The 15017-nt window shown below is 41.4% G+C and carries 10 protein-coding genes; 4 read left to right on the top strand and 6 right to left on the bottom strand.

Going from position 1 to position 15017, the window contains the following annotated elements; genetic code table 11:
- Window positions 1–24: 24 nt before the first annotated feature.
- The 5 genes from RBQ60_RS05340 to polA all read right to left on the bottom strand — a co-directional run bounded on the left by RBQ60_RS05340 (window position 25) and on the right by polA (window position 6718).
- Window positions 25–978, bottom strand: coding sequence for a galactose-1-phosphate uridylyltransferase (locus RBQ60_RS05340; RefSeq protein ID WP_307885542.1), 954 nt, complete (start codon window positions 976–978; stop codon window positions 25–27).
- 9 nt (window positions 979–987) lie between these two features.
- A complete protein-coding gene (locus RBQ60_RS05335) occupies window positions 988–2595 on the bottom strand; it encodes an ABC transporter substrate-binding protein (protein ID WP_307885541.1) in 1608 nt (535 codons plus the stop codon).
- Between the two features lie 15 nt (window positions 2596–2610).
- On the bottom strand, window positions 2611–3165 hold the full coding sequence (locus tag RBQ60_RS05330) for a lytic transglycosylase domain-containing protein (protein ID WP_307885540.1): 555 nt from the start codon (window positions 3163–3165) through the stop codon (window positions 2611–2613).
- Between the two features lie 284 nt (window positions 3166–3449).
- Window positions 3450–4046 carry a dephospho-CoA kinase gene (gene coaE / locus RBQ60_RS05325; protein WP_307885539.1) on the bottom strand — a complete coding sequence of 199 codons (597 nt, stop codon included), beginning with the start codon at window positions 4044–4046 and terminating at the stop codon, window positions 3450–3452.
- A gap of 17 nt (window positions 4047–4063) precedes the next feature.
- Window positions 4064–6718 (bottom strand): DNA polymerase I, encoded by a 2655-nt coding sequence (polA, locus tag RBQ60_RS05320; protein ID WP_307885538.1) that lies wholly within the window; start codon window positions 6716–6718, stop codon window positions 4064–4066.
- Between the two features lie 189 nt (window positions 6719–6907).
- Here polA and RBQ60_RS05315 point away from each other — a divergent pair, with 189 nt between their 5' ends.
- The 4 genes from RBQ60_RS05315 to RBQ60_RS05300 all read left to right on the top strand — a co-directional run bounded on the left by RBQ60_RS05315 (window position 6908) and on the right by RBQ60_RS05300 (window position 12825).
- Window positions 6908–7909 carry an ABC transporter substrate-binding protein gene (locus tag RBQ60_RS05315; RefSeq protein ID WP_307885537.1) on the top strand — a complete coding sequence of 334 codons (1002 nt, stop codon included), beginning with the start codon at window positions 6908–6910 and terminating at the stop codon, window positions 7907–7909.
- 446 nt (window positions 7910–8355) lie between these two features.
- Window positions 8356–9741 (top strand): 2-isopropylmalate synthase, encoded by a 1386-nt coding sequence (locus tag RBQ60_RS05310; RefSeq protein ID WP_307885536.1) that lies wholly within the window; start codon window positions 8356–8358, stop codon window positions 9739–9741.
- Between the two features lie 15 nt (window positions 9742–9756).
- A complete protein-coding gene (locus tag RBQ60_RS05305; protein ID WP_307885535.1) occupies window positions 9757–11685 on the top strand; it encodes an aconitate hydratase in 1929 nt (642 codons plus the stop codon).
- A 141-nt stretch (window positions 11686–11826) separates the two neighbouring features.
- Window positions 11827–12825 (top strand): isocitrate/isopropylmalate dehydrogenase family protein, encoded by a 999-nt coding sequence (locus RBQ60_RS05300; RefSeq protein WP_307885534.1) that lies wholly within the window; start codon window positions 11827–11829, stop codon window positions 12823–12825.
- A gap of 86 nt (window positions 12826–12911) precedes the next feature.
- Here the strand turns inward: RBQ60_RS05300 and RBQ60_RS05295 are convergent, their stop codons facing one another.
- Window positions 12912–14462, bottom strand: coding sequence for a CAP domain-containing protein (locus RBQ60_RS05295; protein WP_307885533.1), 1551 nt, complete (start codon window positions 14460–14462; stop codon window positions 12912–12914).
- Window positions 14463–15017 lie beyond the last annotated feature (555 nt).

Here is a 15017-nt window from a genome sequence, read left to right as displayed (position 1 = left end):
CCAAAAGGAATACCTCTTTTCGCTTTATGCCTTCCCACAATAATAGGCTGCCGCTTGTTCTGGCAAAATAGGATTTATGTAACTTCCAGTGGCAAATTCGAAACCTGCAAAGCCACCAATGCGAGGTAAAATTTCTAAGTGCCAGTGGAAGTCTCCTTTTACCGCCCCATCAATTAAACATATGTTATAGCCCACATCTTTTCGTAAGGAAAAGACCTTCTGCAAAATTTCCTGTAACAAACAAGATAAGGATTTCCTTTCTCCTTCTGTCACATAAGCAAAACTTGAGACATGTCTTTTGGGGCATATCCATAACTCATATGGAAAGCGAGAGGCATAGGGCGTAATTGCCAAAAATTCTTCATTCTCCCCAGCAATACGTATGCCCTGCTCTTTTTCATAGGCTATCATTTTGCAAAAAAGACAGTCTTCTTCTTTCATATGTCCTCTCATTAAATCCACTCTTTGGGGCACAATAGGCAAACCCATTATCTGCCAATGGGAATGACGTATGCTCATGCCAGCTGAAGGCCCACAATTTTTAAAAATCTGTATATATTTCACGACCTTTTCTTCCATCATTTTGCAATATCGTTCTTGCAAAACATGAAAAATCTGAGCCAACTGTTCTGATGAGAATTGATCAATGGTAGCCTCATGGGACGGCGTATCCACCAAAACCTCGTGTAACCCCCATCCCGTTATTTGTTCATAAAACGGGTTTTCCCATAATGCCTTAGCCTCTTTGGTTACGGCAGGAAACATATTTGGAAAAACTCGAATTTGCCAACAATTATCCTGACCATCTTGATACAGAGGAGGGGTTGTTTTATGCTCATGTCCACCGCAAAAAGGGCATTCTTCGTGCCCTTTGGACCTTACCTCAGTTTTATGCAAAAATTCATAGGGACGGTTTTTTCTATTTTCTGCACAAAGGGTCCATTCCCCCGTAAAAGGATTTCTTCTCAACTCAGACATAGTCTCCCCCTATTCTTTTTTACTTCCAAAAGTCCATTGATTTATGGTGTAAAAAATATTTTCCTCTGTAGGTACAACAATTCCGCCAACGCGATTGGACGTGAACATTGCCTCGTTGCGATAAACAATGCTAATATATGGCAACTCTTCAGCAATGCGTTTTTGCAGGCTGCTATATGCCAGCAACGTCTCACCATCACCAATGGCTTGATTTGCCGCCAATAGCAAAGCGTCCATTTGCTCATCCTGATAACCAATATAATTTAAACTTCCGCTGCTTCCAAAAAATGAGTATAAATCTGTAACAGGAGACATCTGCCATCCGCCAACCACTAAGTCAAAGTCTCCAGTTGTAAACTTTTCCTGATATTGCTCAAAGGGCAAAAGATCCAGAGATACGTCAAAGCCCAAAAGTGTTAATTCATCCCGTAGCTTCGTGGCAACTTGCTTTCTTGCCCCATTCTCCTGATTGGCCAAAATTCTGACATGAAGCTGCTCCAAGCCGTCCTCTCCATTTTTTTCCAGCCTTCCATCCCCATTATTGTCAACCCAACCTATATTCTTTAGTAATGTGGCCGCCATATCCGTATCATAATCAAAGGGAGCAACGTTTTCTTCGTACAACCAAGAACTGGGGCTTACAGGCGTACTGGTTGTTTGAGCGTATTGTAAATATACATTATCGCAAATTGCCTTTTTTGGCAATGCATATGCAATGGCTTGACGCATACTCTTATCTTGAAAAAGTGGATCATGAAAGTTAAACCCAATAAAATCATATTGGTTAGAAGGAAATTGATGTACTCCTGAAACGCCCTCGTCTGTATAACGCCCTGTTTCGATGGCATCTGTCACGATGATATCTGTCATGCCTTGGGCAAAGGCATAAACATCCGTCTCTGCTCCCCCTGTGGTTCGAACGGAAATGGTTTCGATTTTAGGCTCTCCCCCAACATAAGAGGGGTTTGCTTTCAGCTTCATTTCCGAAGCCATGGAATAAGACTGCATAGAATATGGCCCACTGCCCATAGGGGACATGTTTACCCCGCTTTTCGGATCTGTTTGCCCCTGATAATAAGACGCTGAAATCACAGGAAAGTTAAGGGCCCCCAAATTCTTGCTAAAGGACGCACTAAAATGGATATCTAAAGAGTACTGCCCCGTTTTGCTATATCCTGAAACATAGTTCAACACCTTTTTATAAACGGTATCCTCCTCTGCCCCACGAATGGTCTCAATGGAAAACGCCACATCGTCGGCGGTTAAATGGGAGCCGTTTTGCCAAGTAATGTCCGAGCGAAGCTGAATGGAAAAAGTTCGTCCATCCTTAGAAAAACTCCAGCTTTCCGCAATGGAAGGACAGGGCTTTCCCGCCTCGTCAAAGGCAATTAACGGCTGATAAATCAGCTTTAATATGGTATCCACCGTTTCTTCTTTGTTTCGCAGTGGATTTAAAGTTTCTGGCACACGCATAGATAAAGTCAAAACACGATTTTCCTCCTGACTTTGATCCACACCACCAGAAACGGTAAAGTTGTTATTTTCTCCATCTCCCTTTGAGCACCCAGAAAAAATCAAGGTGCAAAAAAGAAGCAGAATCGTTAATTTCTTTTTCATATGTGCCTCCCAAAGCTACATACCATAACAAATTTCATAAAGCTTTTGTACGAATTCAACTTTCTTAACATAAGTATCTGTTTCCGGAAAGGGTATTTCTTCCAAATGATAGCCGTCCTCGCTATAGCTTTTATCAGCAAGCCATTGGCTAATTTTCCCATGCCCTGCATTATATGCGGCTAGCACTGTAGGCTGAACCCCGTGGAATTTTTCATCCAGCCATTGCAAGTACCAAGTACCCACGGCAATGCTGATTTCTGGATCTTCTAAATCCATTGTTTCGGCGTCTATATTATCCAGGCGACTGGCAACCCACCAACCGGTTTCCGGAGTCACCTGCATTAAGCCTTTTGCCCCAGCCCTAGAGTGGGCATTAGGATCAAAACGACTCTCGCAAAAAATAACAGCGTATATTAAGGACTGCTCCACATCATACAAGTTCGCATATTTTTCAACCTGCTCTTTATATTTTACAGGTAATACCTTAGGCAATACCACAAAATACCCAAAAGCCGCCATAGCGAAAAGCAGGGTGAACCAGGTAAACATTTTCCTGATAAATCGAATCATCTCTTCACCTACGATTCTTTAAATTTTAAAAACAATTTAATACTCATAATTTTTTTATGCTCTGGAACAAACATCTCTACCTTTGCTCGACAAACTCCCCCTCAGGCGGCACACTTTCATCAGTTTCTTCGGCGCTATAAATAAAGCCAAGTAGCTTGAAGCAAGTGTTTTAGCCACCTAAAAAAAAGATAAATTGTTTTTACGGGAAGTTAAAGCTAGGTTTTCTGTGCTTATTTCATTATCCCATAAGTGGGGATCACAATTTATGACAGAAAGCATAAATGCTAACCAGTATACTTTTCCAACAAAGAAGTCACCTGAGCCTGAACATCATCAATGGTGGTGCTGTTATCGATAACTTCCTGAGCATAACTCTCATATTCTGCCCAGGACTTTTGATTTCCAATCCGAGCTTTCGCCGTTTCATATGTAATGCCGTCCCGCTGCATTACCCGACGAGTACGAACTTCTTCGTGGGCATAAACAACCCAAATGGCATCACAAATCTTCTCAAGCCCTGCTTCAATCAGCAAAGGAGCATCAATAATAATACATTTGGCTTCTCCTAATTCTTTCGCCTCTTGAATTCGCCGTGCAATCTCCTGTGCGATATATTTATGGGTACAGCGGTTGAGAAATTCCAATTTTCCCTTCTCCCGAAAAACAATTTCTCCCAGCTTACGGCGAAAAATTTCGCCATCTTCCTGTAAAATGTTGGTTCCAAAGTATTCTACCAGCTCATTATAAGCAGGCTTTCCTTTTTTTATAATTTCATGGGCAACCAGGTCTGCATCAATCACTGCCGCACCCGCCTCATTTAGGCATTGGCTGACAACGCCTTTTCCACTGCCCGTACCTCCTGTTAAACCGATTACTTTCATGGCTTACCCCTCTTTTTTTACTTCGCCTCAAACCATGAGTTTCCCTCATGCACATCTACATCTAAAGGAACAGAAAGCTGGGCTGCCTGCTCCATATTTTCTTTTAAAATCTTTGCCACTGCTTCTTTTTCCTCCAAATGCGTTTCAATCAGCAGCTCATCGTGCACCTGCAAAATCAAACGGGAACGGTAGCCCCCCTCTTTTAATGCCCTATGCACACGAACCATGGCAATTTTAATAATATCCGCCGCACTTCCTTGAATGGGCATATTCATGGCCACTCTCTCCCCGAAAGAACGCTGTATGAAGTTTTTGCTTTGCAATTCAGGCATAGCCCTTCTTCTTTGCCAAAGGGTGGAGACATAGCCTTTTTCCGTTGCTTCGGCAATGGTTTCGTCCAAATACTTTTTGATATTAGGGTACTTTGCAAAATATGCCGAAATGTACTGTTCTGCCTCTTTTCGAGTAATCCCCAAATCTTGACTCAAACTAAAGGAGCCAATACCGTAAACAATACCGAAGTTTACTGCCTTTGCATTACTTCTTTGTAACGGTGTAACCTCATCAAAAGGAACATGGAAAACTTGCGATGCTGTTAAGCTATGAATATCCTGATTGTTACAAAAAGCGTTGACTAGAGTTTCATCATTAGCAATATGGGCAAGAACTCGCAACTCAATCTGAGAGTAATCCGCATCCAAGAAACAGTACTCCCTGCTTTCAGGAATAAAAATCTTTCTAAGCTCACGGCCCAACTCTAGGCGAACGGGAATATTCTGCAAATTCGGCTCCGTAGAGCTGATACGTCCTGTGGCGGTAATGGTCTGATTAAAAGTAGAGTAAATTTTCTCTGTTTTTTCATCCATCACTGCTAAAAGCCCGTCGGCATAAGTGCTTTTTAGCTTTGCCAACTGACGATAATACAGTATTTTTTCCACCATAGGGTGTTCATATTTTAATTTTTCCAAAACATCGGCTGCAGTTGAATAGCCTGTTTTTGTTTTCTTTCCACCCTTTAGGCCTAATTTTTCAAATAAAATTATGCCCAACTGTTTTGGAGAGTTCAAATTGAATTCTTCCCCTGAAAGAGCGTAAATTTCCTTTGTAATTACATCAATACTCTCTTCCAGATTCTTCTGATATTGCAATAACGCATTTTTATCCACCTTAATCCCGTATTCTTCCATATCTGCAAGAACATAAATCAATGGCATTTCAATTTCATAAAATAGCTGATTCTGCCCGTTTTCCTGAAGCTGTTCCACCATTACTTTTTTTGCTTCAAAGGTTACCTTGGCCTGAGAAACAACAAAATTTCTTCTTTCTTCCTTGGAAAGTTCAAGAAATGCCTTTTTATTTCTACCCTTGCCCAAAACTTCCTCGGCAGCAGGATAAACCTGATTTAAAAAGGTTCTAGCTAAATCGTCATATTCATAAGAGGAGCTTGTGGGATTCAAAATATAAGCGGCAATGGCGGTATCAAAGGAAATTTCAGGAGTTTTACCAATGTAACTGCGTAGTAATTTCACATCTTTTTTCATATCGTGGCCGATTTTCACGAACTCTTTATCTGTAAAAAAAGGGGTAGCCGTGTCAAAAAGCTTCTCCGCAGTCAAGCTCTCACCAATTTCCACCCAACAACCACCTAAATCCTCTTGATATAAGGCAATACCGTGGCACACCCCTTCATCAGAATAAAGAATGTAAGCAGTTTCTTTTTTTTCTAACTCAGAGAAGAATGCCTTTGCTTCGTCTAAAGTGTAAATTCCACAATAATCTTGCATTGGCTCCGTATGCACTTCCTCCTTTTCAAAGCGGTCGTACATACTTTTCAACTCCAAACGCTTTACCAAGTTATAAGCAGTAGGGTTGAATAAGTCCTGAATGATTGTTTCTTCTTTTTCAAAGGAAATCGGCATATCCCTCACGATGGTTGCCAAAAACTTACTTAACCTTGCCTGCTCTTGGAATTCTCCTAAATTTTCCGACGCTTTTTTAGGCTTAACCTCGGCACAATGGGCAATGGCATTTTCCAAGTCATGATAGCTTTGAATAATTTTTACCGCAGTCTTTTCACCAATGCCTGGCACCCCAGGGATATTATCGGAAGGATCCCCCATTAAGGCCTTCACGTCAATAAATTCTAAAGGAGTTACCCCATATTTTTCAATAACATCCTTCGCAAAGTAATCTTCCGTTTCCGTTTTCCCCCCTTTTGTTTTGGGGATTCGAACTTTCAAAGTTTCACTGGCAAGCTGCAATAAGTCTCGATCTCCGGAAACAACAACGGGTAAAATCCCCTGTTCTTCCGCCACAGCAGACAGTGTACCTAAAATATCATCGGCCTCATAACCTTCCACTTCATAAATTTGGATATTCATGGCCTGAAGCATTTCTTTTAGTAAAGGCATCTGCTCTCGCAACTCGCCAGGCATACCCTTTCTCGTTCCCTTATAGCCGTCAAATTCCTTATGACGGAAGGTAGGGGCATGTAAATCGAAGGCAACTGCCAAGTAATCTGGCTTTTCTTCGTCCATTAATTTAAATAAAATATTCAAAAATCCGTATACCCCATTGGTATAACGCCCTTCGCTGTTGGTCAGCAGGGGTACACCGTAAAAAGCACGGTTCACAATACTGTTTCCGTCTATTAACATAATTTTTTCAGTCATGATAGACCTCCTACTTCTTATAAAAACCCAATTTGGGAAATCTGTGCGCATATAGCCATGCTAATAGTATATTATACACTAAATTCATGAAAAAACATATTACAAAAACCGAAAATTTCCCAAGGACAATTTAAGTTTCTAACCTTTGCTGCATATAGTAGCAATAAAAACATCCGCAGGAGGTCACTCATGAAAAAGTTTCTATCTCTTTTATTAACAGGCGCCATGGCTTTATCCCTTTTGGCAGGCTGTTCTTCCCAACCCACGGCCGAAGCAGAACGAACCCCTGTCAGGCTTAACGAGGTAGTACATTCTGTTTTCTACGCACCCCAGTATGTTGCTCTGGAATTAGGCTTTTTTGAAGAAGAAGGTCTGGATGTATCCGTTGCCATTGGTAATGGCGCAGATAAATCTATGACGGCTCTGCTTTCCGACGCTGCTGACATTGCTCTTTTGGGTACAGAAGCAGGCCTTTACGTTTACAACGAAGGAAAAGAAGATTATCCCAAAGCTTTCTTGCAACTTACTCAACGGGCAGGTAACTTCCTTGTTTCCCGTGTAGATGAACCCGACTTTAAATGGGAAAATTTAAAAGGCAAATCCGTAATCGGTGGCAGGTTAGGCGGTATGCCTCAGATGGTTTTGGAGTATGTTTTGACTGAAAACGGCCTAAAGCTAAATGAGGACATAGAAATCATCAATAATATTGATTTCTCCTCCACAGCAGGTGCATTCACAGGTAATGTGGGCGATTATACCGTAGAGTTTGAACCCGTAGCCACCACTCTGGAAAACAGCGGCAGCGGCTATATCGTAGCATCTTTAGGTCAAGCCAGCGGATATGTACCTTACACCGTTTATATGGCAAGGGATGATTTTATGAATGAAAATCCCGAAATTATCGAAGCTTTCACAAGAGCCATATATAAAGGTCAACTTTGGGTAAAAGAGCATACTTCAGAAGAAATCGCTAAAGCAATCTCCCCCCAGTTCCCTGATTCTGACTTAGAAACCTTAACGACCATTGTTGAGCGTTACAAGGCACAGGATACTTGGAAGGAAGATCCTGTTTTCTCCGAAGATGGCTTTAACCTGATTCAAGATATCATGGAGCAAGGTGGCCAATTGAGCGAAAGAGTGCCCTTTGATGATTTGGTAAGAAATGATTTCGCCGAAAAAGTTATGAACTAATAGTAATCGTAGAATGATTAACTAATTTTCTGAATCCATTATGGAAATAAAAAGCTCGTATTGCAAGCCTAATCTTTGGGGAAGGCAATCGGGCTTTTTTTATTGGCTTTTACTTAAATCAAAAGCACCTTACAATCATCTTTTATAACCTACAAAAGCTTTTTCACTTCAATTTAAAACTTCATCGGCGTATGCGGATAACAAATGAACTATAGATTTTTTCAATTGATTTAATATATTTAGCCTTTATTATTCTTTATATCTATGGATATAATTCTATTTTTTTAAGACTAACCCTTATTTTGTGGCATATTTTAATAAATACTCCCGTATCATATATTTATTTTATGAATTATTTTCTATTGACTCAAGGGACATTTATTGATATATTTAATAAATGAAAAGTTTGTTACTGATGTAAGTGAATTATAACACGGGGGGATAAAATGATTACTTTTAACGAAAAGACCAACCTATTAGAACTTAGAAAATACCAGTACAACTTACAAAACGTGGATGAGCCAAACCTCTATCGGGATAACTATAACTATGACGAAATCCCAAAATGTACCTTTAACTACCGTTTGGTTCCAATGAATACACCCGAAGAAATCTGGATGACCGATACTACTTTTCGTGACGGTCAGCAAGCCAGAACACCTTACACTGTAGAACAAATTACTACTCTTTATGAAATGCTCAGCCGTTTGAGTGGCCCAAAGGGAAAAATACGTCAATGTGAGTTTTTCCTTTACAGCGAAAACGATCGTAAGGCAATTCGTGCCTGTCAGGAAATGGGTCTAGAATTTCCTGAAATCACTGGTTGGATTCGTGCCACAAAAGAAGACTTTAAATTAGTAAAAGACATGAAACTGAAAGAATGTGGTATTTTGGTAAGTTGCTCCGACTACCATATTTTCAATAAGCTACATAAAACAAGGGAACAAGCCCTCCACGATTATTTAGAAATCGTAAAAGCCGCTTTAGATTTAGGCATTCGTCCTCGCTGCCATTTTGAGGACGTAACAAGGGCAGATTATTACGGCTTCGTAGTACCCTTTGCAACAGAATTGCGAAAATTAATGCATCAGTATCAAATTCCAGTAAAAATTCGCTTTTGTGATACCATGGGTTACGGCGTCTCTTTCCCTGGCGCAACCCTTCCAAGAAGCGTTCAAGGAATTATTTACGGTATCAACCATTTTGCCCAATTCCCTAGCGAATTGATTGAATGGCACGGACACAATGACTTTTATAAAGCAGTGGTAAATGCCACAACAGCATGGCTTTACGGAGCATCATCGGTAAACTGTTCCCTGCTTGGCATCGGTGAGAGAACAGGAAATACACCTCTTGAGGCTATGGTAATCGAATATGCCCAGTTGCGTGGCACACTGGACGGGATGGATACCACAGTGATTACTGAAATTGCGGAATACTATGAACGGGAGCTGAACTACAAAATTCCTGACAGAACCCCCTTCGTAGGCAGAGATTTCAATGTGACTCGTGCAGGCATTCACGCCGACGGCATGGCAAAGGACGAAGAAATTTACAATATTTTCAATACTGAAAAGATATTAAACCGCCCTATCGGTGTTGAAATCAATAAAAATTCCGGCTCTGCCGGCATTGCTTACTGGCTGAACCAATACTTGGGCTTAAAGGGTGAGGAAATGATTCACAAAAGCTCCCCCGAGGCAATGGCTTTGAAAGATTGGGTGGATAGCCTTTACGAAGACGGCCGTGTTACCTTCATTAGTAAAGAAGAACTGGTTGAAGCGATGAAAGCTTTAACCCCTCATCTATATGCACTAAAGGACAAGAAATAAGGAGGAACCCTATATATGAACCTTACAGAAAAACTAATCAGCTCCCATTTGGTTAGTGGAAACATGACACCATGCAAGGAAATTGCCATTAAAATCGATCAGACCCTGACCCAAGACTCAACAGGCACCATGGCCTACCTACAGTTTGAAGCCATGGGGATTCCACGGGTAAAAACAGAGCGTTCTGTGGCTTATGTTGATCATAACACACTGCAAACGGGCTTTGAAAATGCAGACGACCATAAGTACATTCAAACCGTTGCAAAAAAGCATGGCATATATTTTTCCAAACCCGGTAACGGCATTTGCCATCAGGTTCACTTAGAGCGCTTTGGTAAACCAGGCAAAACCCTTTTGGGTTCTGATAGCCATACACCAACTGGAGGCGGTATCGGTATGCTTGCCATTGGTGCAGGCGGCCTTGATGTTGCCGTGGCAATGGGCGGTGGTGCGTACTACTTGGCAATGCCTAAGGTTTGCCGTGTAAATCTGGTAGGTTCCTTACAACCTTGGGTGACTGCCAAAGATGTAATCCTTGAAATCCTTCGTCTCCTTTCCGTAAAAGGCGGCGTCGGTAAGGTAATGGAATATAGCGGCGAAGGTGTTAAAAGTTTAAGTGTTCCTCAAAGAGCAACCATCACCAATATGGGTGCAGAACTGGGTGCAACCACTTCCGTTTTCCCTAGTGATGAAGTGACAAAGGCCTTTTTGGAGGCTCAGGGTCGTGGGGAAGATTGGATCGAGCTTTCTGCCGATGCTGACGCTACATACGATGAAGAAATCACCGTTGATTTAAGTAAAATTCTTCCTTTGGTGGCTTGCCCTCATAGCCCTGACAACATCAAACAGGTAAAAGAAATAGAAGGCTTGGCTGTGGATCAAGTTGCCATTGGCAGCTGCACCAACTCTTCCTATACGGATATGATGACCGTTGCGGCTTTACTGAAAGACAAAACCGTTGATCCTAATGTAAGCTTAGTTATTGCCCCTGGCTCTAAGCAGGTAATGAATATGTTAGCGGGAAACGGTGCCCTTGCGGATATTATTTCTGCCGGTGCTCGTATTTTGGAATGTGGTTGCGGCCCTTGTATCGGTATGGGTCAGGCTCCTGCTACAAATGCAGTGTCTTTAAGAACCATAAACCGTAACTTTGAAGGCAGAAGCGGTACAAAGTCAGCACAGGTGTATATCGTAAGCCCAGAAACAGCCGTTGCCAGTGCCCTTTCGGGAAAGCTGACAGACCCTCATACTTTAGGGGACGCACCTTTAATTTCCATGCCAGAGCACTTCTTGGTAAATGATAATTTGATAATTCCTCCCGCTCCTGAAGGAGAAATAGTTAACGTGGTAAGAGGCCCTAATATTCAGCCCTTCCCCAAAAACACAAAGGTACCTAAGGATATTTGCGGCGGAGCATTGATTAAAGTGGGCGATAATATCACTACGGACCATATCATGCCTTCTAACGCAACGCTTCTCCCTTACCGCTCTAATGTGCCTTATTTGGCAGATTATTGCTTGACACCTTGCGATCAAAAGTTCCCCACTCGTGCAAAGGCAGCAGGAGGCGGCTTCATCATTGCAGGACAAAACTACGGACAAGGCAGCAGCCGTGAACACGCAGCTTTGGCTCCCTTGCAGTTAGGGGTAAAGGCAGTTCTTGCAAAATCTTTTGCAAGAATTCATATGGCAAACCTAATTAATAATGGTATTTTACCTTTGGTTTTCGTAAATGAGTGGGATTATGATGCCATCCTTCTTGGTGACGAGTTTGCAATCAAATATGCAGCAGACCAGATCGAAAGCGCAGTAGACGGCCAGAGTGTTATCGTAACCCATCTGCGCACTGGGGAAGAAATCCGCACTCGCTTGAACATATCAGCAAGACAGAAAGATATTATACTAGCAGGGGGCTTATTGAACTACACAAAGGAATCCAACTAAGATATACCCCTATGACGACTTTAAAAAATTCTGAAGCAGTAAGATGCAACTCTGTAGATTAAACATAGTGATTTAAGATTTCCCACTGATAAAATTAGCAGGGAAATCTTAATCCCTTAGATAACAGGAGGAAAAAAGAAAATGGCTTATCATGTGACTTTAATTCCCGGCGATGGTAGCGGCCCCGAAGTTATCGCAGCTGCAAAAAAAGTTGTAGATGCAACAGGCGTTGACATTCAGTGGGAAGTGGCTGAGGCTGGTGCAGCTATGATTGAAAAATATGGCACACCTTTACCCGATGAAACCATTGAATCTATCCGCAAAACTGGGGTAGCATTAAAAGGTCCTATCACCACCCCCGTTGGCACAGGGTTTCGTAGTGTAAACGTTGCCTTAAGAAAGACATTCGACTTATATGCTAACGTTCGCCCCGCAAAAACCTACCCTGGGGTTATTACGAAGTTTGAAAATATAGACTTAGTTATTGTTCGGGAAAATACAGAAGACCTTTATGCGGGAATCGAGCGAATGGTGGACGAAAATACCGCTGAAAGCATCAAGCTTTTTACAAGAAAGGGCTGCGAACGCATTATTCGATATGCTTTCGAATATGCTGTTCGAGAAGGTAGAAAAAAAGTAACGGCTGTACATAAAGCAAACATCATGAAGTGTACTGATGGTATGTTTCTTGATATTGCCCGGGAAATAGCGAAAGAATACCCTCAAGTTCAGTTTAATGATAGCATTGTAGATGCCATGTGTATGCGGTTGGTGATGCACCCTGAGGACTACGATGTTTTGGTCTGCCCTAACCTATACGGTGATATTGTTTCCGATCTTTGTGCAGGCTTGGTAGGAGGCCTTGGCTTAACCCCTAGTGCAAACATCGGTGTAGACGGAGCAATTTTTGAACCAATTCATGGTTCCGCTCCCGATATTGCAGGCCAGCATAAAATTAACCCTACCGCCGCAATTCTTTCTGCATCTTTGATGCTTGCGCATTTGGGGGAAGGCAAGGTTGCAGCAAACATTGAAAAAGCCGTGGAAGCCGTAATTGGCGAAGGGAAAGTTCTTACTGTTGACATGGGAGGAACTGCCTCTACGGAAGAATTTGCTGATGCAATTATTGCTACGTTATAAAAAAAAATGGATTCTCTTTGAAGGAATGAAAGAAATAAAAAAACCCCCTTGTTTACAGTAATTTCACTGTATCCAAGGGGTTTTATTTAACCCTTTATTCCTCCGCAAAAATCAATTGTAACATAGAGGTCTTTGTCTTTTTGTGCAACCCCAATGCCGATAGAATCCATAGAGGGATCTAGTAAGCTATGGTACTGGGCGGCTGTTCTCATCCATTGTTGATAAACATTGGTAACATCGCCCCTTTGCTTCACAATGATTTCAGAAGCGTTTGTGAAAACAACGCCACCCGATAAAATTCTGATGAATGGATTGCTTCCATCTTTTCCTGTATAGCTAAAATAATTGTTTTCAACCATATCTTTACTGTGGCTAAAAGCAACATCGGTAAGCTTTTCATGTTCTGTCAAAAGAGGCAATCCATGTGCCTTGCGCTTCACCTGAATGAAATCAAACAATTCTTTTCTCAATGAATCACGCTCTAAGGTAGTCAAACCACTTCGCACATCCGTACCATATGCAAACTCTCTATTTTGTAGCAATACCCCTTGTATTTTACCTTCATAATCTAAAGGTATTCTTGCGTAGGTGGTTTCTGTATCAATGATACCGCTATGGTCTACCAAGCTAATAAAATCTAACTGTTTGATATCCGCAGAAGTCCCCTCACCATGGGTTTCCAAATAGGAAAAATGCTTGGTGGGCACAAAGACTTCCACAATTTTATTATCCTTCAAAGTAGCAAAGAAATAGGTTTCATAATCCCCGATATAAACATAACGTTTTAAACCAAAAACCGTCTGATCGATTCTGTCGGGTTTACCCCAGCTTTTTATTAAAGCTTCGCTGGTGCCCCCCAAAGAAACCGCTTTATCTTTGATATAGACAGTCTCATAAATGTTTTTAACGTCCTGCTTTTCATCAGCAGGGGTCTTGACTTCTTCTTTAGGCTTTTCCTTTTCTACAGTTACCTCTTCTTTGGGCTCTTCCTTTTCGTCTGTAGCCCCATCATTTTTGGGCAACACAGCATTTTCTTCCAAATAGCGACAAGCCTTCACAAGGCCAATTACCGCCTCTTGGAACTTTAACGCTCTCATGGGATAAAATTTACCATTATTGTCTCCCACCAAAATTCCTGCTTCATAAATCTTATTAATCACATCAATCGATGGCTCCATCAGCATAGAAATGTCGGAAAAAGCGTATTTCTCTGTTCCTGGGCTTAAGGCAATGCCCCAAGCTTTTAAGATTCTGTTCAGCATGATTGCCAGTTGCTCTCGGGTTAAACTTTTATTTGGTTCAAATTTTGTTGGCTCAGTGCCACTGATAATGCCTGCCTCATAAGCCGAGATGACCGCTGGGTCATCACAATCGGTAAATGGGCTTTCATTTTGGGGAACCAACTTTTCACCTATGCTTTTTTCATATAAAAGCACTACGATTTTACAAAACTCAAGTCTTGTAATGTCTCTTTTCGCATCCAGCAGGTCTTCTTGTTTAATCAACCCCTGATTATACGCAAGCTCCATAGAAGTCTTAGCCCATGGATCAGCATTGGTCACAATTGCTCCGAAGGCGGGTAAGGTACTACCCGTTAACATCAGTAGCATCATGATTACTGCGATAAGCCGCCTCATGTTATCATCCTCTCTGTCTTTCTTGTTTCGCATTTTTTTGGTTTTATCTGAACATCCCAGGGACAGCTTGTCCCATGGATTTGGTCTACCCTAAGCATTTGTAACTGCCCTAGACTAAACATATTCTTCGCTAAGTTCTAGAATATTATTCCAAAAAAACAAATATTGGGCGTAATGATAGGAATTTTCCTTGTTTCAACACAAAGGTTTTCTGTAAAATCAAAAGCATCAAAACCCTCATTTTCTCCCAATCGAAAATTACCATGCCATAGAAATTAGGCATGATGCAGTCAAGAAAAGTCTCACTATTGCCTTGGCTGTAACATGCCTATTTACTTTCAAAAATAACTATAACCCTTTCAGAATCAGCTCTTGAGACTTCTATATTTTGTTAAAATCCATGGTGGTTTTCCATCCACCTTTTCTGAACATGATACAGCATTTAAACAAGGGCTGCAACATTGACAGTTTCGGATTCCGCAAAAAAACTACGAGTATTATATCATAATTTTTAAAAAACGCAAAATTTTTCAATAAACTCTTGTGTTTTCTTCA

The organism is Anaerotignum sp. MB30-C6 (genome assembly GCF_030908465.1).
Classification (GTDB): Bacteria; Bacillota; Clostridia; order Lachnospirales; family Anaerotignaceae; genus Chakrabartyella.
Note: the sequence above shows the minus strand (reverse complement) of the source record. Positions and strands in the feature narration are given on the sequence as shown.

Excerpts from the sequence above, each read along its gene's own strand:
- RBQ60_RS05340 (WP_307885542.1), bottom strand. The coding sequence starts at position 978 with ATGTCTGAGTTGAGAAGAAATCCTTTTACGGGGGAATGGACCCTTTGT.
- RBQ60_RS05315 (WP_307885537.1), top strand. The coding sequence starts at position 6,908 with ATGAAAAAGTTTCTATCTCTTTTATTAACAGGCGCCATGGCTTTATCC.
- RBQ60_RS05295 (WP_307885533.1), bottom strand. The coding sequence starts at position 14,462 with ATGAGGCGGCTTATCGCAGTAATCATGATGCTACTGATGTTAACGGGT.
- polA (WP_307885538.1), bottom strand. The coding sequence starts at position 6,718 with ATGACTGAAAAAATTATGTTAATAGACGGAAACAGTATTGTGAACCGT.
- RBQ60_RS05330 (WP_307885540.1), bottom strand. The coding sequence starts at position 3,165 with ATGATTCGATTTATCAGGAAAATGTTTACCTGGTTCACCCTGCTTTTC.
- RBQ60_RS05335 (WP_307885541.1), bottom strand. The coding sequence starts at position 2,595 with ATGAAAAAGAAATTAACGATTCTGCTTCTTTTTTGCACCTTGATTTTT.
- RBQ60_RS05300 (WP_307885534.1), top strand. The coding sequence starts at position 11,827 with ATGGCTTATCATGTGACTTTAATTCCCGGCGATGGTAGCGGCCCCGAA.
- RBQ60_RS05305 (WP_307885535.1), top strand. The coding sequence starts at position 9,757 with ATGAACCTTACAGAAAAACTAATCAGCTCCCATTTGGTTAGTGGAAAC.
- RBQ60_RS05310 (WP_307885536.1), top strand. The coding sequence starts at position 8,356 with ATGATTACTTTTAACGAAAAGACCAACCTATTAGAACTTAGAAAATAC.
- coaE (WP_307885539.1), bottom strand. The coding sequence starts at position 4,046 with ATGAAAGTAATCGGTTTAACAGGAGGTACGGGCAGTGGAAAAGGCGTT.